Origin of the sequence: Archangium gephyra (assembly GCF_042230915.1) — a bacterium.
GTDB classification, from domain to species: domain Bacteria; phylum Myxococcota; class Myxococcia; order Myxococcales; family Myxococcaceae; genus Archangium; species Archangium gephyra_B.
In genome coordinates, this window is the sequence record NZ_CP102578.1 from 11148599 (window position 1) to 11173799 (window position 25201).

The 25201-nt window shown below is 71.1% G+C and carries 17 protein-coding genes; 7 read left to right on the forward strand and 10 right to left on the reverse strand.

Going from position 1 to position 25201, the window contains the following annotated elements:
• The first annotated feature begins 35 nt into the window (after positions 1-35).
• On the forward strand, positions 36-1877 hold the full coding sequence (locus NR798_RS44005; protein WP_375768606.1) for a protein kinase: 1842 nt from the start codon (positions 36-38) through the stop codon (positions 1875-1877).
• A gap of 225 nt (positions 1878-2102) precedes the next feature.
• Here the strand turns inward: NR798_RS44005 and NR798_RS44010 are convergent, their stop codons facing one another.
• Entirely contained in the window at positions 2103-3047 is a 945-nt protein-coding gene (locus NR798_RS44010) for a dioxygenase (RefSeq protein ID WP_375768607.1), read from the reverse strand.
• A gap of 67 nt (positions 3048-3114) precedes the next feature.
• Positions 3115-4533 carry an ELWxxDGT repeat protein gene (locus tag NR798_RS44015; protein WP_375768608.1) on the reverse strand — a complete coding sequence of 473 codons (1419 nt, stop codon included), beginning with the start codon at positions 4531-4533 and terminating at the stop codon, positions 3115-3117.
• 799 nt (positions 4534-5332) lie between these two features.
• Between NR798_RS44015 and NR798_RS44020 the strand changes: the two genes are divergently transcribed.
• Complete coding sequence (locus tag NR798_RS44020) at positions 5333-6166, forward strand: galactose oxidase-like domain-containing protein (RefSeq protein ID WP_375768609.1); 834 nt, start codon at positions 5333-5335, stop codon at positions 6164-6166.
• Between the two features lie 12 nt (positions 6167-6178).
• Here the strand turns inward: NR798_RS44020 and NR798_RS44025 are convergent, their stop codons facing one another.
• Positions 6179-7993, reverse strand: a complete 1815-nt coding sequence (locus NR798_RS44025) for an Hsp70 family protein (RefSeq protein ID WP_375768610.1) — start codon at positions 7991-7993, stop codon at positions 6179-6181.
• Between the two features lie 160 nt (positions 7994-8153).
• Between NR798_RS44025 and atpH the strand changes: the two genes are divergently transcribed.
• From atpH to atpA, 3 genes are all read left to right on the forward strand, one after another.
• Positions 8154-8699 carry an ATP synthase F1 subunit delta gene (gene atpH, locus NR798_RS44030; protein WP_375768611.1) on the forward strand — a complete coding sequence of 182 codons (546 nt, stop codon included), beginning with the start codon at positions 8154-8156 and terminating at the stop codon, positions 8697-8699.
• 172 nt (positions 8700-8871) lie between these two features.
• Positions 8872-10311: an ATP-binding protein gene (locus NR798_RS44035; RefSeq protein WP_375768612.1), complete on the forward strand. Its 1440-nt coding sequence runs from the start codon at positions 8872-8874 to the stop codon at positions 10309-10311.
• 164 nt (positions 10312-10475) lie between these two features.
• Complete coding sequence (gene atpA / locus NR798_RS44040; protein ID WP_375768613.1) at positions 10476-12023, forward strand: F0F1 ATP synthase subunit alpha; 1548 nt, start codon at positions 10476-10478, stop codon at positions 12021-12023.
• Positions 12024-12044: 21 nt separating this feature from the next.
• Here atpA and NR798_RS44045 read toward each other — a convergent pair whose 3' ends face one another.
• The 6 genes from NR798_RS44045 to NR798_RS44070 form a co-directional block, all read right to left on the reverse strand.
• Positions 12045-13280 carry an HlyD family secretion protein gene (locus tag NR798_RS44045; RefSeq protein WP_375768614.1) on the reverse strand — a complete coding sequence of 412 codons (1236 nt, stop codon included), beginning with the start codon at positions 13278-13280 and terminating at the stop codon, positions 12045-12047.
• A gap of 20 nt (positions 13281-13300) precedes the next feature.
• Complete coding sequence (locus tag NR798_RS44050; protein WP_375768615.1) at positions 13301-15781, reverse strand: ATP-binding cassette domain-containing protein; 2481 nt, start codon at positions 15779-15781, stop codon at positions 13301-13303.
• Entirely contained in the window at positions 15778-17097 is a 1320-nt protein-coding gene (locus tag NR798_RS44055) for a serine/threonine protein kinase (RefSeq protein WP_375768616.1), read from the reverse strand. The genes NR798_RS44050 and NR798_RS44055 overlap by 4 nt, the downstream gene beginning before the upstream one ends.
• A gap of 465 nt (positions 17098-17562) precedes the next feature.
• Positions 17563-17889, reverse strand: coding sequence for a hypothetical protein (locus tag NR798_RS44060; protein WP_375768617.1), 327 nt, complete (start codon positions 17887-17889; stop codon positions 17563-17565).
• Between the two features lie 3 nt (positions 17890-17892).
• Positions 17893-18852 carry a hypothetical protein gene (locus NR798_RS44065; RefSeq protein WP_375768618.1) on the reverse strand — a complete coding sequence of 320 codons (960 nt, stop codon included), beginning with the start codon at positions 18850-18852 and terminating at the stop codon, positions 17893-17895.
• A gap of 40 nt (positions 18853-18892) precedes the next feature.
• The gene (locus NR798_RS44070) at positions 18893-19396 is read right to left on the reverse strand and encodes a hypothetical protein (RefSeq protein WP_375768619.1); all 504 of its coding nucleotides are present in this window, start codon (positions 19394-19396) and stop codon (positions 18893-18895) included.
• A gap of 124 nt (positions 19397-19520) precedes the next feature.
• On the opposite strand from NR798_RS44070, the gene NR798_RS44075 reads away from it, so the two are divergent.
• A complete protein-coding gene (locus tag NR798_RS44075; RefSeq protein ID WP_375768620.1) occupies positions 19521-22439 on the forward strand; it encodes a tetratricopeptide repeat protein in 2919 nt (972 codons plus the stop codon).
• 73 nt (positions 22440-22512) lie between these two features.
• Entirely contained in the window at positions 22513-24141 is a 1629-nt protein-coding gene (locus tag NR798_RS44080; protein WP_375768621.1) for a sigma 54-interacting transcriptional regulator, read from the forward strand.
• A 4-nt stretch (positions 24142-24145) separates the two neighbouring features.
• On the opposite strand, the gene NR798_RS44085 is transcribed toward NR798_RS44080, so the two are convergent.
• A complete protein-coding gene (locus NR798_RS44085; RefSeq protein WP_375768622.1) occupies positions 24146-24997 on the reverse strand; it encodes an HAD family hydrolase in 852 nt (283 codons plus the stop codon).
• Positions 24998-25201: the final 204 nt, after the last annotated feature.

The window sequence follows — 25201 nt, forward strand, 5'->3', positions numbered from 1 at the left end:
TGGGCATATGATGCCGCCGCATCCGCCGCCAGGAGATGGCTTTGACGCAAGTCGGCAAGTACCAGCTGGTCAGCAAGCTCGCCACCGGAGGCATGGCCGAGGTGTTCCTCGCTCGGGTGGAAGGGCCCATGGGCTTCGAGAAGACGCTCGTGCTCAAGCGCATCCTGCCGCACCTGGCGGAGGACGCGGCGTTCGTGGGGATGTTCTTCACCGAGGCGCGCGTGGCCGCGCAGCTCAACCACCCCCACATCGTGCAGATCTTCGACTTCGGCCAGGCCGACGGCACCTACTACCTGGCGATGGAGTACATCGACGGGCCGGATCTGCGCACGCTGTCCGCGCGGGCCGTGCAGGCGGGCGTGGCGCTGCCGCCGGAGTTCTGCGCGAAGGTCATCTCCGCGGCGTGCGAGGGCCTGTCCTTCGCCCACGACTTCGTGGACCCGTCCAACGGCAAGCACCTGGAGCTCATCCACCGCGACATCAGCCCCGACAACATCCTGCTGTCGCGCCAGGGGACGGTGAAGGTGGTGGACTTCGGCATCGCCAAGGCCACCAACCAGAGCCACAAGACGAAGACGGGCCTCATCAAGGGGAAGATCGCCTACATGCCGGTGGAGCAGCTGCAGGGCCAGCAGCTGGACCGGCGCGCGGACGTGTACGCACTGGGGCTGGTGCTCTACGAGCTGCTCACCGGCAAGTACCCCTTCGAGGCCACCACCGACGTGAGCATGATGCAGGCCATCCTCTTCGAGCCGCTCGTGCCCGCGTCGGCGCGCCGCCCGGACCTGCCCCCGGCGCTGGTGAGCATCCTCGACAAGGCCATGGCCAAGGTGCGCGAGCAGCGCTACCCGGACTGCATCGCCTTCCAGGCGGACCTGGAGCGGTTCATCCTCTCCACCGGCCAGCCGGTGGGCCCCCGGGACATGGCGCAGTGGGTGGAGCGGCTCTGTCCGAAGGGCGCCGCGACGGCGAGGCCCACGCCCACCTCGCGAGGGGACACCGGCGGTTTCAGCGCCACCCTCATGTCTCCCCAGCGGACCCCGGCCGGCGAGCCGGGCCCCGCCACCATGGCCGCCCCGCTCGACGCCTCCCAGCAGCCCGGGAGCCAGCCGGACGCCACGCGCGCCCGGACCGCCCTGAGCCACTCCACCGGGCAGCGGACCGAGCCCGTCCTGGAGCCCACGCTCATCTCCCCCAGCAGGCGGGACCTGCCCACGGTGCAGCCCGGGAAGACGATGGGCCTCCAGACGGAGCCCGCCCCCGAGAAGCCGGTGGGCGCCCAGAAGATGGCCGCGCCCGCGCAGGCCGCGCCCGAGGCGCAGGAGACCGTCCTCCTGAATCGCCGCCGCCGCGCCGGCCTGGGAGCGGTGATGGGAGGACTGGTGCTTCTCGCCGCGGGCAGTGGCGTCGTGCTCTTCCGGAGCAGCGGTGCGCCGCAAGAGCCCTCGCAGCCGATGCCCCCCGCGCCCGTGCAGGCCGCGCCCGCGCCGCCCGCGACGGCTCAGCCGGTGGTGGCCGCCCCGCCCCAGGCCGAGCCGCCGACGGTGGCCGGCCCGGCAGCCGTGGCGCAGCCCGAGCAGCCCGTGGAGGCCAGCGAGCCCGCCTCGCCGGAGCCCACCCCGCCGGAGCCCGCCGAGGCGCAGACGGTGCGGCGCAAGGTCGCGAAGGCCAGGGTGGATTTCCGCATCCGGCCCTATGCCACCGTGTTCCTGGATGGGAAGGCGATCGGCCAGACGCCCTTCCCGGCCGTCCAGGTCCCCGTCGGCACGCACACCGTGCGGCTCATCAACCGGGACCTCGGCAAGGACATCACCCGCACCATCGAGGTGAAGGCCGGCCAGTCCAACATCATCAAGCAGGACCTGCAGGCGGACTGAGGCACGGGCTCATCCCCTTCAGGGAAGTGACCGGAGGGGCGATGCTCCCTCTCCCCCCGGGAGAGGGTTGGGGTGAGGGTATCCGAGCCCGTTCTTCCAACCCGGGACCCTCCGTGTGGACAGGGGTTCAACCCAAGGCCCTGGCACCCTCACCCCGTCCCTCTCCCGAAGGGAGAGGGGAGATGTTCGCGGACTTACCTGAAGGGGCTCAGGCGCGGCGGCCGCTCAGCCGAAGTGGTAGGCGGACAGCCGGATGCCGCGCATCGTCCCGTTGTACGCGAGGCTGCCGCGGTCCTCTCCGGCCGCGCCCGCGATGACCATCAGGGGCAGCAGGTGCTCCTCGCGCGGATGGGCCTGACGCGCCGCGGGCGCCGTTGACCACTGCGTGAGGCGCTGGTCGCGCTCCTCCGGCTCGAGCGTGGCGGCTTCGCGCAACCACGCGTCGAACGTCTCCGACACCCCGCGGGCACTCGGGCCGAAGAAGTTGCGCAGGTCGTGGTACGTCATGCCGCTGCCGATGATGAAGACGCCCTCGTCGCGCAGCGGGGCGAGCGCGCGTCCCATCGCGAGGTGCTCGCGCGGATCCAACCCCCGCTTGAGGGAGAGTTGCACCGTGGGCACCTCGGCGTCCGGGTAGGTGAGCTTGAGCGGGACGAACGTGCCGTGGTCGTAGCCGCGGCTCGCATCGGTGGCCGTCTGGAAGCCCGCGGCGCCGAGCAACTCCTGCACCCGCGTGGCGAGCTTCGGCTCCCCCGGCGCGGGCCACGTGAGCTGGTACGACTCGGGAGGAAAGCCGTAGTAGTCGTAGAGCATGGGCGGACGCGGGCTCGTCATGACCGTGGGCACCGGCTCCTCCCAGTGCGCCGAGACGACGAGCAGCGCCCGGGGCGGCGTCTTCGGCAGCGCCCGGACGGAGCGCAGGTAGCCTGCGAGCGCATCGAGTCCCGCCTGGTCACCGAAGCCGAGGTCGACGAACGGCCACGGACCGCCACCGTGGGGCATGAAGACGACGGGCATCCGCTGCCCACCGGAGCCCTTGCGCGGCTCTTCCGGGCCGGCCTGCGGTGTGCCGCCTCCCACGCTCGAAGCCGCGGCGAGCGTCGCGGCCCCCACCAGCCCCACGGCCAGTGCCTGCCGCCGCGTGACTCCGTCACCCTGCTCGTCGCTCATGTGCCTTCTCCTCGATACAGAGAAGAATGCAGACATCGTGCGGACGGCTCAAGCGCCGCCTGGCCGTCTACCGGGCGTCGTCGTCACACGAGTGGGCGGGCCGGAAGGGCAGGGCCCAGAGCCGTCGGCCGTGGGCCTCATCCCCGGCGAGGAAGAAGACGTCCCAGCCGGAGCGCACGAAGCCGCCCGGGTTCGAGGACTCCGGGCCAGGGGCCAGCTCGTCGAGCGGCGTGACGCTCCCGGGCGCACCGCTGCTCACCCAGGGTTCCCGGCCTCGTCCCGGCGTCTCCGCGCTGAAGAAGAGCTGGCCCTGGAGGGCGGTCATCCCCTCGGGAGCCGAGCCCTGTGCGCCCGGAGCAACATCCGCGAAGAGGAGCGTGCCGGAGGCGGTGCCATCGCTCATCCACAGCTCGCGCCCGTTCACCCCATCGTCCGCGGAGAAGAAGAGCCGGCGGCCCAGGACGGCGAGCCCGCTCGGGGACGAGCCCTCGGCACCGGGCCTCAGGTCCTTCACGCGCAGCGTGCCCTTCCGGGTGCCATCGCTGCGCCACAGCTCCTCGCCCATGGAGTCGCCCTCCCCCGTGGCGCTGAAATACAGCCGCCCGCCCATCCCCACCAGGTCGTGGAGCGTGTGGAACGAGGCCACGAGCACGGCGGCCCCTCCGCTCGTCATCCGCAGCTCGGCCATGGCGTCGTCGTGGACGGTGCTCGAGACGAAGAACACCTTGTTGCCCACCGCCAGCAACGACTCCAGGCCGCCGCCCTCGCTCGACCTGCGGAACAGCTCGACGGCCCGGGACTTCCCGTCGGTGCGCATCAGCCGCATGAAGAAGCCCTGGAAGTTGCTGACGAAGTAGAGCGCGCCATCTCCCCCGCGCGTCAGCAGGTAGGGGCTGGAGCCCTCGGGCCCGGGCTCCAGGTCCTCGACGAGGAAGGTGCCCTCGGGCGTCCCGTCGCTGCGCCACAGCTCGCGCCCGTGCTCGGCGTCTCCCGCGGCGAAGAAGAGCAGGCCGCCGACCTCGGCCAGGGAGCGCGGGTACGAGCCATCCTCGCCGGGCCAGATGTCCTTCACCAGACGCGTGCCGCCGGAGGAACCGTCACTCACCCAAAGCTCGCGCCCGTGCACCCCGTCATCGGCGACGAAGAAGACCCGGTCGCCCACCGGCGTGAGGAAGGTGGGCTCCGAGCCCTCGGGGCCAGGGCGGAGTTCCTTGATGAGCGAGGTGCCGCGGCCTCCCGTCCCGGTGCTCACCCAGGGCTCGAGGCCGTGCACCCCATCATCGGAAACGAAGAGGAGGACGCGATCGCCGCGCACCAGCCTTCCCGGCTCCGAGTCCCCCTCGCCAGGAGGCACGCCCGCCAGGGGGGAGGCGGCGCTCCCACAGGGCTTCCAGCCGCTCGCGTCCAGCGGGGACTCCCCCGGCTGGGCGAGGGCGGGAGCGGAGAGCAGGGCCAGCACAATGGAGAACGGACGCCAGCACCTCATGGGGACCTCCCGGGATGAAGGGACGGCCCGCAATGTGGGGGCACGGCGCCCCGTGACTACCAGCGCGGAGGTCCGGGGTGAGCAGTCCACACCCGACAGTCCCCGGTCAGCCCACCACCCACCATTGCCTTGGACCGCGGGACCGGCTTGGCGTGCGGGCGCGGCCACTTAGGTTCTGCCCTTGAACCAGCGGGACCCCGTGGAGGCGGCGATGTCCATGAGACCGATTCTTTCCCAGCCGCGAGTGCTCGCGCTCTGGCTCGTGGGATGCGCGGCGTTGGCGGGCCCGGCGAGGGCGCAGACTCCCGCGGAGGTGGGACAGTGGTCGAACGTCATGGCGTGGCCGCTCTCCGCCACGCACACCAGCCTGCTGCCCACCGGCAAGGTGATGTTCTTCGGCGAGTTCGCCCAGGGGGATGATCCGCCGGGGCTGTGGGACCCGGCCACGGGAGGCCTCAGCCGGCTGCCCATCCCGGGCTACAACATCTTCTGCGCGGGCCACTCCTTCCTCGCGGACGGCAAGCTGCTCATCACCGGCGGCCACATCGAGAGCCACGTGGGCCTGGAGGACGCGAGCCTGTGGGATCCCTTCGCCTCGGCGTGGACGCGCCTGCCGGACATGAACGAGGGGCGCTGGTACCCCACCAACGTGACGCTCGCCAACGGGGACGTGATGGTGATCTCCGGCGAGACCGTGGCCAGCGGCGTGATGAACGAGCTTCCCCAGCGCTACCTGGCGGCCAGCCGGACGTGGCGGGACATGACGACGGCGCGGCTCAAGTTACCGTACTACCCGCGGATGTTCCTGGCGCCCAATGGCAGGCTCTTCCTGGCGGGACCGCAGCGGGTGAGCCGCTTCATGGACCCGGCCGGGACGGGGGCGTGGGTGACGGGGCCCTCGAGCAACTACGGCACCCGGAGCTACGGGCCCGCGGTGTATCTGGACGGCCGGGTGCTGCTCATCGGAGGAGGGGATCCGCCGACGGCCACCGTGGAGCAGCTCGACCTGAACGCGGCCTCGCCAGTGTGGAGGTACGTGGCGCCCATGAGCACGGCGAGGCGGCAGCACAACGCGACGCTGCTGCCGGATGGAACGGTGCTGGTGACGGGCGGCAGCCGGGGCAGTGGCTTCGACAACAAGAGCACGCCGGTCTTCCATGCCGAGGTGTATGACCCCGTCACCAACCGGTGGACGCGGCTGGCCAGCAACAGCCTCTATCGCGGCTATCACGCCACGGCGGTGCTGCTGCCGGACGGGCGGGTGCTGAGCGCGGGGGGCCGCAACGCGAACTCCGCGGAGATCTTCTCCCCGCCCTACCTCTTCAAGGGGGCGAGGCCCGTGGTGAGCTCGGTGCCGGACGTGGTGTCGCCGAGGACGACGTTCACCATCTCGACGCCGGACGCGGGCCGGGTGACGAAGGTGACGCTGATCGCCCTGGGCTCGGTAACGCACGCCTTCGACCAGAACCAGCGGCTGCTCACCCTGCCCTTCACGCGCGGCAGCGGCGTGCTCACCGTCACCGCGCCGGCGAGCAACAACCTGGCGCCGCCGGGCTACTACCAGCTCTTCCTGGTGAACGACGCGGGCGTGCCCTCCGTGGGCCGGATGGTGCGCATCGCCCCGGTGCCGTGACGGTGGCGGCCCTCAGCGGCCGGAGAGCAGCTGGGTGAGCTGGCGCGCCACCGCGGCGCACTGCTCGGCGTCGCGGCCCTCCAGGGCGGAGTAGCCCGTGGCCAGCAGCGAGCGCACGTTGATCATCGCCGCGTCCGCCTGCTCGCTGGGGTTCTCCTCGGCGGTGTGCTGCAGCAGCTTGGCCAGCTTCTCGCCGCGCTCCAGCAGCTTGCGGAACGTCTCCTCCGTCTTCTTCGCGTCCGCCTGCGCCTGCTTCTGCGCGTACACCGCCTGCTCCTTCACGAGCCGCTCGGCCTCCTGGCCCGGCAGGTGGGGGCGCGCCTCCAGCTTCACCGCCTCGCTCAGCCCCGACTTCAGGTCCGTGGCGCGCACCGAGAGCGTCCCCTCGTTGGACAGCTCGAACGTCACCTCCAGCGGCGTGTCCGCGCGCGCCGAGCCCTGGAGGTTGCGCAGCACCACCTCGCCCAGCTTGCGGTTCTCGTCCTGCATCTCGCTCTCGCCCTGGTAGATGGGGATGCGAGCTTCCGTCTGCCCGTTGCGGCCCGGCAGGAAGACGTCCTTGGCCACCACCGGCACCGAGCTGTTGCGGGGAATGAGGTGCTTCACCCTCCCCCCCATCACCCCCACGCCCAGCGAGTTGCCCACCACGTCCAGGAGCAGCGCCGCGCCGGACTGGCGAGCCAGCTCGTCCGCGTGGATGGCCGCGCCCAGCGCCACCGCCTCGTCCGGGTTGACGTCCGTGGAGGGCGCCTTGCCGAAGAAGTCCGTCACCAGCCGGCGGATCAGCGGCACCCGCGTCATGCCGCCCACCAGCAGCACCGTGTCCACCGCGTGCGGGTCCATCCCCGCTTCCTTCATCACCGACTCGCACACCGCGATGCAGCGCTTGGACAGCGGCTCACACAGCTGCTCGAAGAAGTGCCGCGTCAGCGCCGTCTCCAGGCCCGTCAGCTTGCGCGCCGGCTGGGTATGGTCCCCCAGCTCCGACAGGGAGATGAGCGTCTCCTCGTACTCCGTCAGCTCGCGCTTGGCCTGCTCGGCGGCCACCTTCAGCTTGTGCATGGACACCAGGTCCCGGTGCACCAGCTCGCGGTGGTTGTCGTCCACCTGCGCCAGCAGCCATTCGACGATGCGCAGGTCGAAGTCCTCGCCGCCCAGCGCGGGGTCTCCGCCGGTGGCCTTCACCTCGTAGACGCCGTCGGTAATCTCCAGGACGGTGACATCGAAGGTGCCGCCGCCCAGGTCGAACACGAGCGCGTGGCCCTGGAAGCCGCGCGACAGGCCGTAGGCGAGCGCCGCGGCGGTGGGCTCGTTGATGAGGCGGATGGCGTCCAGCCCGGCGATGGTGGCCGCCTCGCGCGTGGCCTGGCGCTGGCTGTCATCGAAGTTGGCCGGGACGGTGATGACGCACTTGCTCACCCCGCGGCCGAAGAAGGCCTCGGCGTCCAGCTTCAGCTCCCCCAGAATCATCGCCGACACCTGGGTGACGGGCACGGTGCGCCCGGCCATCTTCACCCGCACGTCCCCGGTGTTGCCGCCCGCCAGCCCGTAGGGCACCACCGCCTTGGCCTGCTGCACCAGCTCCGGGGTGAAGCGCCGCCCGATGAAGCGCTTGGTGGCCCACACCACGCAGTCCGGGTGCTCCTGGGCGAGCGCCTGGGCCTTGGTGCCCACCACGCGCTCGGCCAGCTTCGGGGTGAGGCCCACGACGGAGGGCGTCAGCCGGCCTCCCGTGCGCGAGGGGATGACGCGGGGCCGTCCCTCCTCCACGGAGGCCACGGCGCTGTTGGTGGTGCCCAGATCGATGCCGATGACGGGGTCGCGCATTGAAGGAAGTGCATGATACGCCGGAGATGCGCGGTTCCGGAGTCCCCCCGTGCACCCCCCCTGACAGGTACAGCCCCAGGGGAACTTATTGGAGACCCCGTACGAGCCGCACGTCCCGGCGTTGCCCCCGGCTGGGGGGCGTGCTAAGGGCCGCCGCGCCATGGTGAACGTGTCAATCGCCCGCCGTTACGCCCGCGCGCTCCTCGACGTCGCCACTGAAGCTGGCCGCGCCGATGCCGTGTCGGAGCAGCTCTCCTCCTTCTCCAGCGCCATCGGCCAGAGCCGTGAGCTGGCGGACGTGCTGTTCAACCCGGCCTACTCCCGCGAGCAGCGCGCCCGCGTGGTGGAGTCGCTCCTCAAGGCCATTGGCCCGGTGGAGACCGTGCTGGCCAACAGCATGCGCCTGCTGGTGGACCGCAACCGGCTGGGCTACCTGCCGGACATCGCCCGCCTCTACCGCGACATGGTGGACGCCCAGGCCGGCCGCGTGCGCGGCCAGGTCACCAGCGCCACCCCCCTGTCCGCCGAGACGCTCCAGTCCCTCACGGGCACCCTCAAGCAGCTCACCCAGCGCAACGTGGTGCTGGAGACCCGCGTGGACCCCGCCGTCCTCGGGGGCGTCGCCGCCCAGGTGGGCAGCACCCTCTATGACGGCACCCTGCGCACCCAGCTCGAGCAGCTCCGCCGCGAGCTGAAGCAGCGCTAGCCGTCTCGCTCGCTGGACTCCCGGGGAAGCCGTGTTGTCGGCTCCTCCCCACTTCCCAGCAAGCCCGGTATTCCCAGCGGGTCCGGGAAAGGCTATGGTGTGACCACACGGGTCCCAGCCCGTGCCCGTCCCCATGGCGCAGCCTCTCCTCCACCGCTCTCATGCAGCCCCTATGGCCCCTTCTTTTTCCGAGGAGGCCCAGCAGTGCTTCGGGGCGCTACTCCAGGCGTCGGGTCTCGGTCTCGCCTTCCTGGACAGGGAGCTGCGCTTCCGCTTCGTCAACACCGGCATGATGACCTTGAGCGGGCTGCCCGGCAGCGCGTACGAGGGCCGCTCGACGGGCGAGGTGTGGCCCGGGGTGGTGAAGGAGCTGATGCCGCTGCTCAACCGCGCCCTGCTGGGCGAGCAGGTGCTGGGCGCGCGGGTGTCCGGCCCGCTGGGCCCTCCGGGTGGGGGCGTGCGGCACCTCCGGGTCTCCCTGCTCCCGGCGTCCACCGGCGGGCTGCGCTCCGGCGTGGGCCTGATGCTGGAGGACGAGACGGAGCGCGTGGAGCGGGAGCTGGCCCTGCGCCAGAGCGAGGAGCGGCTGCGTGGCCTCGTCGCCGTCTCGTGTGACGGCTACTTCCTGCATGACGGGGGGCTCGTCCTCGAGGTGAGCCCCTCGCTGGCCAACCTCATTGGCATCCCGCCGGAGGAGATGGTGGGCCAGCCGCTGGCGCGCTGGGTGGCGCCCGAGTCCCGCGACTCCGTGCAGCGGGCGATGAGCCGGCAGGTGGAGTCCCCCTACGAGATGACGGGGCTGCGCGCCGACGGCAAGCGGCTCTTCCTGGAGGTGCTGGGACGGCAGGTGGAGTACGCCGGACGCACCGTGCGGATGACGGCCGTGTGGGACATCGGCGCGCGCAAGGCCTCCGAGGAGGCCGCGGCCCGGGCCGACGCCTTCCGCGAGCAGCTGCTGGGCGTGGTGGGGCATGACCTGCGCACCCCGCTCTACGCCATCCAGCTCAGCACCGGGGCGCTCCAGCGCGGCGGGGGGTTGAACGAGACCCAGGCGCGGCAGGTGGCGCACGTGGCCACGGCCACCCGGCGCATGGAGCGGATGATCCACGAGCTGCTGGACTTCACGCGGGCGCGGCTGGCCGGGGGCATTCCGGTGCGGCCGGCGCCGCTGTCGCTCGACAAGCTGCTGGAGCGGGTGGTGGAGGAGTTCCAGGCGTCCCACCCCACCCGGCTGATCGTCTCCAAGTCGGAGGGGGACATGCGGGGGAGCTGGGACGAGTCGAGGCTCGGCCAGCTGCTGGACAACCTGGTGGGCAACGCCGTGCAGCACAGCCCCGAGGACACGCCGGTGGAGGTGAAGGTGGCGGGGATGCCGGACGGCCTCACGCTGACGGTGCGCAACGAGGGGCCGCCGGTGCCGCTGGAGGAGCGGGCGACCCTGTTCGAGCCCTTCAAGCGCGGCAAGCGCGCCAGTGGCGATGGGCTGGGGCTGGGCCTCTATATCGCCCGGCAGATCGTCGTGGCCCATGGGGGCCGCATCTCGGTGGAGTCCGGAGTCGGGCTGGGCACGCGTTTCATCGTGTGGCTGCCCCGGCACGCCCCGGGCGCCTGAGAGGCAAACCCCCGCCCTCCAGCGACTCTTACAGCGCCGATGACAACCGGTGCCCGGACGGGCCCTTGCGCGTTGCGGTGGGGGGGGGCGCGTGGTAAGGGGGCCCCGCCATATAGGTTTCTCTGGCGGCATTCCCACCGGCCGCCCCTGTGCAAGGACGCAAGATGGAAATCCGCGCCGACGAGATCAGCAGAATCATCCGCGAGCAGATCAAGGACTACGGCAAGAAGGTCACCGTCGCCGAGACCGGGACCGTGCTCTCCGTGGGCGACGGTATCGCCCGTGTCTACGGCCTCGAGGGCGTGCTGTCCGGCGAGCTGGTGGAGTTCTCCAACGGGGTGAAGGGCCTGGTGCTCAACCTCGAGGAGGACAACGTCGGTGTCGCCATCATGGGTGACTTCAAGGACATCCGCGAGGGTGACATCGTCAAGCGCACCTCGACGATCGCCTCGGTGCCCGTGGGCAAGGGGCTGCTGGGCCGCGTGGTCAGCCCCCTGGGCGAGCCGCTGGACGGCAAGGGTCCCATCACGTCCACCGAGGTGCGCCGCCTGGAGGTGAAGGCCCCCGGTATCGTGAAGCGCAAGAGCGTGCACGAGCCCCTGCAGACGGGCATCAAGGCCCTGGACGCGCTGGTTCCGATCGGCCGCGGCCAGCGCGAGCTCATCATCGGTGACCGCCAGACGGGCAAGACGGCCGTCGCCATCGACGCGATCATCAACCAGAAGGGCCTGAACGTTTACTGCGTGTACGTGGCCATCGGCCAGAAGCAGTCCACGGTGGCCCAGGTGGTGGAGAAGCTCGCCCGCGCCGGTGCCATGGAGTACACGGTGGTGGTGACGGCGAACGCCTCGGACCCCGCGCCGATGCAGTTCTTCGCCCCGTACGCCGGCGTGGCCATCGGCGAGTACTTCCGCGACAACAAGATGCACTCGCTCATCGTGTACGACGACCTGTCCAAGCAGGCCGTGGCGTACCGCCAGCTCTCGCTGCTCCTGCGCCGTCCGCCGGGACGCGAGGCCTACCCGGGCGACGTGTTCTTCATCCACAGCCGCCTGCTGGAGCGCGCCGCCAAGCTGTCCGACGAGGAGGGCGCCGGCTCGCTCACCGCGCTCCCCATCATCGAGACGCAGGCCGGTGACGTGTCCGCCTACATCCCGACGAACGTCATCTCCATCACCGACGGGCAGATCTTCCTCGAGACGGACCTGTTCTTCGCCGGTGTGCGTCCCGCCATCAACGTGGGTCTCTCGGTGTCGCGCGTGGGAAGCGCGGCGCAGATCAAGGCCATGAAGCAGGTGGCCGGTACGCTGAAGCTGGACCTGGCGCAGTACCGCGAGCTGGCGGCCTTCGCGCAGTTCGGCTCGGACCTCGACAAGGCGACCCAGGAGACGCTGGCGCGCGGCGCCCGTCTGGTGGAGGTGCTCAAGCAGGGCCAGTACGAGCCCATGCCGGTCGAGAAGCAGGTCATGCAGCTGTACGCGGCGACCAACCGCGAGGACGCGAACAAGCGCGGGTGGATCCGCCAGGTTCCGGTGTCCGACGTGGTGCGCTGGATGCGCGAGTTCATCGAGTTCTCGGATGGCCGCTACCCGCAGCTCGCCAAGGACATCGCGTCCAAGCGCGAGCTGACGGCGGACATCAAGACGGTGCTCAACAAGTGCATCGCCGAGTTCAACGAGATGTTCCAGCCGACGCCGGGCGCCAAGCTGTAATCCACGCCTCGAGCTGAAGCCTCACGGGCCCCGCGCTCCCGAAAGGGACGCGGGGCTTCGTGTTTCAGGGTGTTCACCTGGGGCGAGCCCTGCTTGCTCCCCCCCGAAGCGGTCGAAGAGCTTCGCCAGGACGGACTCGTAGAGCCGCAGCTGCCCGGTGACAATCTCGCCTCGCACCTTGTAACCCGGGCGGACCTCGAACGGGTGTGGCGGGGGCAGGTCCACGATGGCGAAGAATTCATTGGCATCGTTCGGTGGGGACACGTAGCGGACGCGCCCCTTGAGCACCCCGTACCGATGGAAATGGAACGCGTCCACCTTGAGGTGCGCCCGCTGGCCTGCCAGCACTCGCTTCACCTCGTCCTGCGTCAGCTTGAACTTCGCATACAGCGCGCTCCCCTCCTCCAGCACGGGCGCCACCTCGACCAGGATTTCTCCCGCGAGGAGCCGGTTGCTGCTCGCCTTCTCATTGTGGACATAGCGGATGGTGCCGCGGATGTCCGCCCGCACCTCCTGCCTGGCCACGAGCCGGCCGCGCAGCTCCTTCTCCTCGCGCTGCTTCTCCAACTCCCTGCGCAGCTTGTTGGCTCGCTCGAGCAGCGAGAGCCGCGCCGCCTCCGCGCCGAGGAGCTCCAGCTCGACGCGTGTGAGCTCGCCGCGGTAGGTGCCCCCCAACTTGAGCCCCGCCGCCTCCTGCTCCCGCCGAAGCCTCAGCAGCTCGGCGGCGGCGCTCCTCGCCTCCAGGACGCCGCGGTAGTCCGCCTCGTGCTCCTCCTTCGAGAGCAGCCCCCGGTCCTGCAGCCCGCGGCTGCGCTCCGCCTTCACCTCCGCCATCGCCTGCTTCTCCCGGGCGAGCTCCAGCTGGCGGGAGAACGCGCCCAGGCTCTCGCGGGCCTGGGCCTCTTCCACCCCATGTTTCCGCCGCAGGAGGGCGAGCTGGCGGCGGTGGAGCACGGCCCGCCCGCCCGCGTTGTCCATCTGCTCCACCACCGTCCGCAGCTCCTCCTCCAGGGCCTGGTAGTCCGCCTCCGCCTTGCGCGCGGCGGCGTCGACCTCTTCGTTCTCCAGGAGCATCAGGAGCTGCCCCTCCTGCACCGCGTCCCCCTCGTGGACGTACTGGGCCACCACCCGCACCTCGTACGGCGCCTTGTGGACGGAGCGGGGCTGGTAGGAGAGCACCTCCCCCTCGCGGACGCGCACGACGGCATTCACCTCCACCGTCGCGAAGAGCACCCCCCCCATGACGAAGCTGCCCACGAGCAGGGCAAAGATTCTCCTTATATTGCCGAGGCCGCCCATGCCACCTCCCGGGCCGGCGTGCCGTCCGCCCCGCCCGCCTCCTGGATGCGCCCGCCGTGCAGCAGGACCTTGCGGCTCAGGTGCAGCCCCTCCACGGACTCGTGCGAGATGAAGAGCATCGCCCGATCGCCAATCTCCCCCAGCAGCCTGGCGATGGCGGCCTTCGACTCCTGGTCGATTCCCCGGAAGATCTCGTCGAAAATCAGCACGTCCGCCTCCGAGAGCAGGGCGCGCAGCACCAGCACCTTGCGCCGCTGGCCGGTGGACAGGTTGCGCCCCCCTTCGTCGATGAGCCGCTCCAGGTTCTCCGGGTGCTGGACGATGCAGTCGTAGAAGCCGATTCGCTTCGCCAGCTCCACGATGCGCCGCGTGCCGTGGCGCCGGCCGAAGGTGATGTTGAAGCGCAGCGTCTCGTTGAAGAGGGTGTCCTCCGCCGAGACCAGCACCACCCGCCGCCGCAGCGCCCGCTGGCCGAGGAGCTCCCGCGCGACGTCGTTGACCAGCACCGTCCCACTGGAGGGCTGCTGGAGCCCGGCCAGCACTCGCACCAGGGTGGACTTCCCGCTCCCGTTGGCCCCCATCAGGAGCACCTTCTCCCCCCTGCGCAGCGACAGGTCCACCCCTTCCAGGACGCCCAGGCCCGAGGGGTAGCGGTAGACGAGCCCCCGCGCCTCCAGCACCTCCACCCGCACGTCCTCCTCCGGCGCGTGCGGGGCGCGGCGGGCTCCGCCCTCGTCGAAGTCGAAGTAACGCCTCAGGATCACCAGGTTCTCCTGCAGCGAGAGGTTCTCCTCGAGCAGCGTGGTGAAGGAGGAGAAGATCTTCGCCGACAGGGCGATGAAGGTGAGGAGCTGTCCGAGCGAGACCGACTGTTGGGCAATCAGCCCACGGGCGCACAGCAGGATGAGCAGCAGCGAGGCGGCCGTGGTGACGAGGGCGACGGCCGCGGTGCTCGCGAGGTCGAGCAGCTTCCCCTTGCGCTGCGTCTCCAGGTAGCGCCCCGCCTGAGCCCCCAGCCGCGCGCTGAAGTACGCCTCCAGGTTGAAGGCCCGGATGGGCTGCACCCCCTCCAGCCCTTCCACCATGCAGGAGAGCAGGTCGGCCTTGTTCCGGAAGCGCTCGCTCTCCAGCCGCCGCAGCGCCGGCGTCACCGCCACGAGGAGGGCGCCCAGCACCAGCAGGGTCAGCAGCACGAGCGCGGCGGCCCGCCAGTTGAGCACGAACAGCACGACGAGCGCGTTGAGCGAGACACAGGCGTTGACGACGATTCGGGAGAAGTAGCTGGTGAAGAAGCTCTTGAGCTTGAGGCTGTCGCTGATGCGCTCGAGCACGTCCCCCCGCGTGAAGGAGCGCAGGTACTGGATGCTCCCCGTCAGCATCCGCTCCCCGAAGCGCAGCAGGAAGTAGCGGTCCAGCTCCAATCCCAGGTGCACCGCCACGTACCGGGTGTACACCCCCAGGAGAATGTCAAACAGCCTGAAGAGTCCCAGGCCCAGGACGAAGGTGACCAGCACTCCGAAGTCGAACTGGGGGATGATCTCGTCAACGAGCAACTGGTTGACGAAGACGGCGGTGTGCGTCGTCACGGACGAGAGCACGGCGGCCAGGAGGAAGAGGTACCAGATACCGCGCAGCGCGCCGACCTCCTTCAACAGCCGCCAGAGCGGATGGGCCGGCATCTCGTCAGGCACCTGCCGCTCCGCCCTCGAGGCCGGAGGCCGCACCGCGAGCACCACGGGCGCCGCCAGCACCCGCCGCTCCTCACTGCCCTCCACCGCGCGGAAGCGCTGGGGAACGGACGAGAGCTGCTGGTGGTGGATCAGGTCGGCGAGGAAGGCCCGCTCGGCCGCCTCGTCCTTCAACCCGAAGTTCTGCTTCACGTAGCCGAAGTAGAGCAGCTTGTTGTACAGCGCCGCCACCTCCGCCTCGCTGGGAGGAGTGTCCGGTTGGAGCCCGTACCGCTCCAGCTCCTCCATCACCTGGCCCCGGATGCGGCCGCGCCACAACTCCTCCGTCAGGGGCACCTGGACGGTGTGCGCGCGCCGGACGAAGTCGGCCACCGTCCAGCGCTCCACCTGCCCGTGTGTGGGGTTGAGGATGCGCAGCCGCCCCCGCTCCACCCCGTCGATCACCACGTAGTGCAACAGTCCGGTGGCCTGCAGGCGCACCGTGGCCAGACATGGGGCGAGCTCGCCCAGCTTCCTCTCCAGCCCCGCGGCATCGCTGACGTCCAGCGGGTGCGTGCGCACCCCGAAGCCATGCTCCTGGAGAAACGCCTTGAGGCTGTCCAGGCGCAGCCCCTCGGCGTCCAGGGGGAGAGCGGCGGCAATGGCCTCGCGGCTCATGGGGACCCCGAGCCGCTCGCAGAGCGTCTTCACCGCGCTGATTCCGCAGTCGTTGCTCCTCAGCTGCGGGTCCACCTTCAAGCGGGCCCGGCGCAGCCATCCCCCGAGGCTCATGGGCAGACGCCCTCCCCAGCCCGGACGGGCCGCGCGCCGCGCCGCTGGGCTGCGCGCCAGCCCTCCAGCATTTCCACGGCGCAAGGGAAGCGCTCCTCCGGGGCCTTGGCGAGGGCGCGCCCGATGACGTCGGCGAGGGCCGCCGGGATGCGCTCGCCCTCGGGAGTCCACACCGCGCGGGGAGCCGGTTGGCTGCGGATGGCCTGCGCCAGACGTCTCCACAGCACCCTCTCCGAGAAGGGCTCGTGGCCCGTGAGGATTCCGTGGAGCAACACCCCCAGCTGGAACACCTCCGAGCGCATGTCACCCGGGCGGATGCTGATGCTGAGCGAGCCGGGCTCGATGCGCTCGGGGGGCATGAAGGCGGGAAGGCCACCATGGGGGACGCAAGCCGCCTCCTCCGCGTCGCCGCTGCGCCGCGAGAGGCCAAAGTCGATGAGCTTCACCCGGTGCTCGTCCGTCAGCATGAAGTTGCGCGAGTGGACATCGCCGTGCAGGAAGCCGTGGCGGTGCAGGTGGGCGAGCGCGGCGAGCGCCTCGGCGCCGATGCGCACCCGCTCCGGCAGGGACAGGAAGTCCTCCGCCATGACCTGACGAATTGGAGTGCTGCCGGCGTACTCCAGCGCGGCGTAGCAGGGCTCCCCGGGGTGGAAGGCCAGCAGGCGACAGACGTTCTCATGCGGAGCCAGCCCGGCCATGAGGGAGAACTCCCGCCCGAAGAGCTCGCGCTCACGGCCCGCCCTGGGCCCCCGCAGGATGAAGACCTTGAGCACCACGGGGATGCCGGTGCCCACCTGCCGCGCGTGATGGAGCGCCACGTCTGGCTTCTCCACGATCAGCTCTCCGACGCGGTACTCACCGAGCACCTGCCCGGGGGTGAGCGCCCAGGTGGACTCCCCCCGGAAGTCCGCCCCCGCGGAGCGCAGCAGGCCGGCGCGCCGCATGCGCCGGAAGAAGGTCCGCACCGTCTCGGCGATGGCCTCGGGGGGACACCCCGCCTGGCGCGCCAGCTCCTCCAGCGCCTCCGCCTCCGCGCGTGGCGTCCTGAACAGCTCCAGGTAGCTCTTGATGACCAGGTTGACCAGATAGCAGTACTGGTGAGCGCGCGTGTCCACCACCATGAAGCGCTCGCCGGTGCTCGCGTCCGAGCCACCGAGGAGACTCTCGCCCTCGCCCTCGCTCAAGGGGTGGAGCTCGAAGTACTCCGGAAACACATAGAGACGTTGCTGTGTCATGACCGAGATAGGGGCGTGGTGCGCCAGGGCTGAAGCCTGTTCTTCAGCCCGCTCTATTTGTGGCCAGACTTCCAGGAGCAACTCTTGCTCTTGCTCTTGCTCCTACTTTTGCTCTTGCTCTTGCTTTTGCTCTTGCTGTGCGACCTCTCCCAGCCGGCCTTGAACTCGAGGACGCGGTCCATCTGCTCTTCGGTCAACCCATCGAGAATGTTCGAAAGGTTCAGCATTGAAGTCCCCCAAGAAAGGAAACATGGTGAATGCTGCAACTGATGCAGCCGTAGCGCACCCGCCCCCGACGCGACCCATTCCGAATCGCATCGCAACTGAATCTAGGAGTGGCGCTCTCGCGGCAGAACTGACCTCGAGGCTAGCCTTGGCGGCGCATAGCATACAGATGCCGCGCCTCCACCTCGTGCCGCAGCAGCACACCAAAGCCATACACAACCGTGCGCGCGTCAGGACGCGCGCCTCGCACCTGCTTGGGGGCCAAAGTATGAGTATCGGCCGAATGGGGGGCCCGGTTGAGGGGGCCCGGGCCCCGGGTTGCTACGAGAGCACCCGCCCGGCCACCCCGAGGGCCTTGTCCAGGTAGCCCGCGAGCGCGGTCAACCGGCCCACCGCCTGGGTGATCTTGTTCAGATCCTCGGCGGCCTCGGCGAGGGCGTGGTTGGTGTCGTGCATGGCATCGGTGGCCTGCTTGAACTCGGAGGAGTTGGCGTCGAAGCGGGCGCTGAGCAACTGCATGACCAGCTCGCGCAGGCGCTTGGCATGGGCGTAGTACTGGGCGCGGGTCTCGGGCGGCAGGGCGCCCGCCATCGACAGCTCTAGACAGCGCTCGGCGAGGCGGCTCAACGTCTGGGTGTCGAAGACCATGGGCTACTCCTTGGGGGGCTCGCGGAGGCGCTGGACGGCGGCGGAGGCGGTCTGCACGCGGCCCTGGAAGGCCTGCATGGCGGAGGAGAGCTCCTCGAAGGACTCCACCTTGCGCTCGGAGCGGGCGAAGCGGAGCAGCGCCTCGTGGGCGTCGCGCAGGGCGCGGGCCATCTCCACGGGATGGGCCACCACGAGGGCCTCGTAGGTATCGGAGGCGCGGCGGATGTCGTCGAGCACCGCGCGGCGCTCGGCCAGGGAGAGCTTCTCGCGGTTGAGGTTGTAGAACATCACCCGGGTGGCGAGCGCCTGTTTGGTCCCGGTGAGGCGCTGGGGCCCGAGCACCTCCACCATGTCCTCCTCCAGCAGGTCGAGGATGCGGTTCACCTGGGGCGCGCCCTGCTCAATCCCCTTCTGGAGGGCGGCGCCCTGACGGGCCTCGAGGAAGAGCGAGGTGGCGACCCCCAGCAGCGTGGTCACCGGCTCCACGTAGCGGCTGGCCGAGGCATCCCCCTTGCCGGCCAGCGTCTGCATCTGCTTGCCGAGGGCGCCGAGCTGCGTGCCCAGGGCCTGGGAGGACTCGGGCAGCTTGCCGGGGTTGTCCGCGCCGGCGAGGGTGGCCAGCCGCTCGGCGTAGATGCCCAGCAGGGCGATGGCGTCCATGCGGGCCTGGATGGACTCGGGCGAGAAGACCTTGCCCACCAGGGGCGTGGGCTGGCCCGACGCGTCGCTGGCGAGCACCTCCAACGAGGTGTCGTACAGACGCTCGTCCAGGTAGAGGTCGCGCTCGAAGCGGTTCATCTCCGAGTAATACAGGCCGAGCGCGGCGCTCGCCTCGGTGTGGCCCTGTTGGAACCGGGCCACGGGCTCCCGGAAGCTGCCCGGCGTCTTGCAACCCGGCAGCAGCACCAGCGCGAGCGCCAGCGATGCACCCGCCCAGCGCGCCCCTCCTCGCATTCCCCTCATGGGCTCCTCCTGTGTCGGTGTGGAGTCGTCGCCCGCCAGCCTACTGCTTCTGGATGACGGCCGTGCCCTCGACGTCCTGCTCCCACGCGGGAGTGGGCACTTCCACGGCGTCCGGAGCGCGCGGCGGCGGAGGGGGCGGCGTGTGGGCCGCGTCCCGCTCGGCCTGGACTTCCGGCGGCGGGGGCACGTCCGTGTAGACGGCGAAGCGCACGTCATAGGAGCGGATGAGATGCTTGCCGACACCGCGCTCGAAAGGCCGGGAGAGGAGGACGGCGTCCGCGCCGGCCTTGCACGCCGTGCCGCGCAGCACCTCCTTGCGCCCCTCGGCGCCCAGCCACTCGTTGCCGTCGAAGGTCAGCGAGCCCAGCACCTCGTAGGGGCGCGAGGGCTCGAAGTCCTCCTCGAAGAGCTCGAAGTCACACTCCGGCGGCTTGGAGGACCACTTCTTGAAGTGGGAGGGCTCGCGCTTCGCGCCCGGCATGGCGCAGGCGCTCGCGAGCGCTCCCACGAGGAGGACGAGGCACGGCTTCTGGACTGCACGCATCGATCCGCTCCCAGGGGGGTACAGGGATGCGGGCCACTCTACCGGACTCGCTGGCCTGCCCGCCGGGCCTCCGGACAGCGGGGGTCCCCACCCCCGTCGAGGCCGCGGGGTAGAGTTGCAGGACATGAGGACCCAGCGCCCCGATGGGACTTCCCCCTCCGGCTCCGCCGAGGAAGCCCCCACCCTGGGGAAGCCCCTCGCGGGCACGCCCTCCGCGCCCGTTCCCCTGGAAGCCGCTCCGCCCTGCCCTCCCCCCGGGCACGTCCTGGCCGAGCGCTACACGGTCCTCAACCCGCTGGGGCACGGCGGCATGGGCGTGGTGCTGGCCGCCTATGACGCGCGGCTCAACCGGCGCGTGGCCCTCAAGCTGTTGCGTCCCCGGTGGGAGCCCGAGGATGACGGCGCCTCCCAGGTACGCCTGCTGCGCGAGGCCCAGGCCATGGCGCAGCTCAACCACCCCCACGTGGTGCATGTGTACGACTCGGGGCGGCTGGAGGACGACGCGTTCTTCATCGCCATGGAGTACGTGGAGGGACGGACGCTGCGGCAGTGGCTGCAGCAGCAGCCGCGCACGTGGAGGGAGGTGCTGCGTGCCTTCCTGGAGGCCGGCCGGGGCCTGGCGGCGGCCCATGCGGCGGGGCTGGTGCACCGCGACTTCAAGCCGGACAACGTGCTGGTGGGCCAGGACGGGCGCGTGCGGGTGACGGACTTCGGCGTGGCGCAGGCGCTCCACCCTCCCGAGGCCGACACGCAGGCGCACGGCACGGAGCGCGCGCTGCCGCGCACCTGGGTGGAGCCGCTCACCGAGTCCGGGCGGATGATGGGCACCCCACGCTACATGGCCCCCGAGCAGCTCCAGGGCCGGCCGGTGGACGCCCGGAGTGACCTGTACGCCTTCTGCGTGGCCCTCTACGAGGCCCTCTACGGCCAGCGGCCCTTCGCGGGTGACAGCCAGGCCGAGCTGCTCGAGGCCCGCCTGGCCGAGCGCATCGCCCCCGCGCAGAGCGAGGTGCCCGCCTGGGTGGGCCGGGCGGTGCTGCGCGGCCTGCGGGCCGATCCGCTCCAGCGCCCGGGCTCCCTGCGGGAGTTGTTGGAGGAGTTGGAGAATGATCCGCGGCAGCGGTGGCGGGCCCGGGTGCGCACCGGAGCACTCGCGGGAGGAGGCGCCCTGCTGCTCGTGCTGGCTATCTGGGGATGGGTGCGCCAGGAGGCGCCGGACCCGGCCTGCGGCGGCATGGACAGGCGCATGGCGGGCATCTGGGACGCCCCCCTCCGGAAGCGGCTGGAACAGGCGCTGCTGGGCACGGGGTTGCCGCAGGCCCAGGACACCTTCGAGCGCGTATCGCGGCTGCTGGACGCCTATGCGAGCGGCTGGGTGAAGCAGCGGACGGAAGCGTGTGAGCTGGCACGCCAGGAGGGAGCGGACCGGCTCCCGCGGCTGGCGGCGCTGCGCGAGTACTGCCTGGAGCGGCGGCGCGGCCAGCTCGGCGCCCTCACGGAGCTGCTCGCGCGCGAGCCGGACCCGAAGCTGCTGGACGGAGCGGTGCAGGCCGTGCAGTCGCTGTACCCCTTGAGTGACTGCGCGGACGCGCGCCTGCTCACGGCCGTGGTGCCACCTCCCGAGGATCCGGCGGTGCGCGCACGGGCCGAGACACTCGAGCAGCAGGTGGACCGGCTGGCGGCGCTCCACGTCGCGGGAAGGTACGCGGAGGGCCTGGCACTCGCGGACACGCTGCGGCCCCAGGTGGCGGCCCTGGAGCACCCCTCGCTGCGGGCCCGCGTCCTCTTCTGGAGCGCCTCGCTGCGGGACGGGGCGGGTGACTACAAGGGTGCCGAGGCCGCGTTGCGCGAGGCGCTGGTGCTGTCGGCCCAGGGCAAGGACGCCCTGATGGAGACACGCGCCTGGAACCTGCTCGTCACGGTGGTGGGAACACGGCAGGCCCGCCATGCCGAGGCCCTGTGGCTGGAGCTCCCCCTGAGGGCCGCCGCGGAGCGGCTCGGGGACGAGCGGCAGCGGGCGCTGATGCACGAGGCCCTGGGCACCGTGCGCTGGACGAAGGGAGACAGCGAGCGGGCCCGCGAGGACTTCGCGCTCGCGCTGGCCCTGCTGGAGAAGCTCCCGGGCCCCAACGAGGTCGACCTGTCTCGGCTGCTCAACAGCATGGGCAACGTGCTGCTGGACCTGGGCCAGTACGAGCGGGCCCGCGGTTTCTTCGAGCGCTCCATGGAGCTGAAGCAGAAGGCGCTGGGACCCGAGCACCCCTCCCTCGCCAGCTCCATCAACAACCTGGGCCTGGTCCACGAGGCGCTGGGCCACTCCGAGCAGGCACAGGCCCAGTACGAGCGTGCCGTGGCGCTGAAGCGCAAGACGTTGGGACCCAATCACCCCTCCCTCGCATCCTCGCTCGCCAACCTGGGCGACATCCTGCGCGCCCGGGGCCACCTGGAGGAAGCCCTGGCGCGGCACGAGCGGGCCCTGGAGCTGCGCCTGAAGGCACTGGGGCCCGAGCACCCCAGCGTGTCCGACTCGTACACCCGGCTCGGCCACGTGCTGGCCGACCTGGGACGGGACGCCGAGGCGCGGACGCGGTACGAGCGGGCCCTGGCCATCCAGGAGAAGCTCCACGGGCCCGGCCACGTGGAGACGGCCACCGTGTGCGCCGTGCTGGGACGCACCCTGGTGCGGCTCGGCAGGTGGGACGAGGCGGCCCGCTTCCTGCGGCGGGCCCAGGCCACCGGGGAGCAGCTCTCCGGCCAGGGCCCCGGGCCGCTCGCCCAGGCGCTGCTCGGGTGGGGCGAGTGGCACCTGGCCCGCAACCGGCCCGCGCAGGCCGTCCCCCTGCTGGAGCGCGCCCTCTCGCTCACCGAGGAGCGCTCGCGCGCCGAGGTGCGGTGGCTCCTGGCCCAGGCCCTGTGGAAGGTGGGCGCCGAGCCCGCACGCGCCCGGGACCTGGCCACCCAGGCCCAGGAGTTTTATCGAAAGATGAGACAGGAGCGGCAGCTCGCTCGTGTATCTCAGTGGCTGATGTCACACCCCCGATGACAGCGCCCCACCGAGCCCCGGTCAGCCCGCAGTGTAGACTGTCCAACAGTAACGAGGCGCGGTAGGGGGCCCCATGCAGAAGAAGTTGTCCGATGACCTGAACACGACCGCCGCGCACGCGTACGGCCGGGAGAGGCCATCCCCACGCACCACGCCGGCCCTGACCATCGTCTCGCACCCGAGGCCCCAGCGCGTGGGCGAGCGGCTGCTGCTCGAGATGCTGGCCGCCGTGGGCAGGACGGCTTCCCTGTCACGCAATGCCCCGGACTTCTCGCTGCCCGGCGCGGGCATGGCCCTGCCCCTCGGAGATCCCTTCCTGAGCCGCAAGCCCGTGCAGTTCGAGCCCGGAACGCGTGGGCGCCTGCGGCTGGTGGTTCCCGAGGACGGGACGCAGGTACGGGTGGGGACACAGCCCGTCCGGGGGAGCCGGGAGTTCACGCTCGAGGAGCTGGCCGCGGGCGTGCCGCTGGAGCTCGCCGGTCGCGTGGTGCTGCTGCTGCACCTGGCACACGCGCCCGAGCTGCCCGGCGAGGGGGACCTGGGCATGGTGGGCCACGGTGAGCGCCTGCGGCGGGTGCGCGAGGATGTGCGCCGCGTGGCGGACCTGAACGTGCCGGTGCTCATCCGGGGAGAGACGGGCTCGGGCAAGGAGCTGGTGGCCCGCGCCGTCCACCAGCACGGCCCGCGCCGGGACGGACCCTTCGTCAGCGTCAACCTGGGCGCCATGCCCCGGGAGCTGGTGGCCGCCGAGCTCTTCGGCGTGCAGAAGGGCGCGTACACGGGCGCCACCCAGGCGCGGGCGGGCCTCTTCCGCTCCGCCCATGGAGGCACGCTCTTCCTCGACGAGGTGGGCGAGGCGCCACCCGAGGTGCAGGTGGCGCTGCTGCGCGTGCTGGAGACGGGCGAGGTGTTCCCCGTGGGCGGACAGGCCCCGGTGCGCGTGGACGTGCGGCTCGTCACCGCCACGGACGCCCACCTGGAGGAGCGCATCCACCAGGGACTCTTCAAGGCGCCGCTGCTGCACCGGCTCGCGGGCTTCGAGCTGCACGTGCCGCCCCTGCGCGAGCGCCGCGAGGACATCGGCCCGCTCTTCATGTACTTCGCCCGCCAGGAGCTGGAGGCCACGGGCGAGGCCTGGCGCCTGACGGCCTCCGAGCCCCAGGCCGAGCCCTGGCTGCCCACCTCGCTGGCCGTGCGCCTGGTGCGCTACGCGTGGCCCGGCAACGTGCGCCAGCTGCGCAACGTGGCCCGGCAGCTCGTCATCGGCAGCCGCGGCCTGCCCCACCTCCGGGTGGATGCGCGGCTCGAGCAGGAGCTGGACTCCGCCGCCCTGCCGCTGCCCGTGCCGACCCTGAGCGTGCTGCCCCCGCCCGCCTTCGACGACACGCCCGAGCCCGAGGAGACGACCCCTCCGCGGCGCAAGCCCTCGGACGTGGGCGAGCAGGAGCTGCTGGTGGGCCTGCGCTCCTGCGCGTGGGATCTCAAGGCGACGGCGGAGCGGCTGGGCATCTCCCGCGCCTCCATCTACATGCTCATCGAGAAGAGCTCCCTGCTGCGCACCGCCGGGGACCTGAGCCCGGAGGAGATCTCCCGCTGCTTCCACGAGTGCCAGGGAGACCTGGACAAGATGGTGCAGCGGCTGGAGGTCTCCAAGCGCGCGCTGCGGCGCCGCGTGCGCGAGCTGGGCCTGGCCAGCGCCTGACGCCTCAGCCGCGCAGGCGCGGGAGGATGGCGCGCAGGCTCGGGTCCATGCCACCGCGCGAGCCGAGCGCGGCGATGCCCCGGCGCTCGTACTCCAGCGTGTTGGCGCGGGCCACCAGCTGCACGCTCGCCCCGAGCGCCGCCGGCATCGCCAGGTCCAGCTCGAAGATGTCGCCGGCCACCAGCGTCGTCTCCGGCGAGGTGTCCGTCTCGTTCCAGATGCGGCGCAGCGCATCGTAGTAGTGGCCGCGGCGCAGATGGATGGGACGCACCAGCCCCTCCACCTGCACCGTCTCGGGCAGGGCGGAGAAGACGGCGTCCAGCGTGGAGGGCGGCTCGATGAGGAACTTGCGCGCGTCACCCGAGACGCGCAGGCGCTCGCGGCCGCGCGGGGCCAGCTTCGTCAGCTTGGACTCCACCGTGGCGGTGTGCGCGTTGGTGACGACGTGCACCGGCAACCCCGTGTCCAGCAGCGCCTCCAGCACCTCCTTCGCCTCGGGCTTGAAGGCCATGCCCACCTGCGCGTACGCCTCGCGGTAGAGCCTGTCCAGCAGCGCCGCCCGCTGGGGCTTGTCCGTCATCGCCCCGAGCCGATCACACAGCCGGCGCGCCACGAAGTTGGCCAGCAGGTACGGATCCGCCGTGGCCGGCGCCACGGTGCGGCCTCCCACCTCCCAGCCGTGCTCCTCGTTGCTGGCCAGCACCCCGGCCTCCACGTCGGCCCACCCCGCCTCCATCACGTCCCGGCCCAGCTCCTCGGACAGCCGCCTGCGGAAGTGCTGGACGAAGGGCGCGCCTTCCGCCGCCGCGTCGGTGAACGTCCCATCGAAATCCAGCACCACGCATCGAATCGCCATCGTCCTCGGCCCTCTCTGTCGCAGGAGGTGGGAAATAGGCTCCCTGCCCCCTCGGAATCAAGCCGGGGCGCGTCAGTCCGGGGGTGGAACCACTGCTGGCGCGGGCGTGTCAGACCCTCCGTGTAGAAGGGAGTCGCGGTCGGCGGAGGAACCGTGGGCCCTGGCGCCGGGAGACGTTGGGGCCCACGGGGATGTCAGACCCTC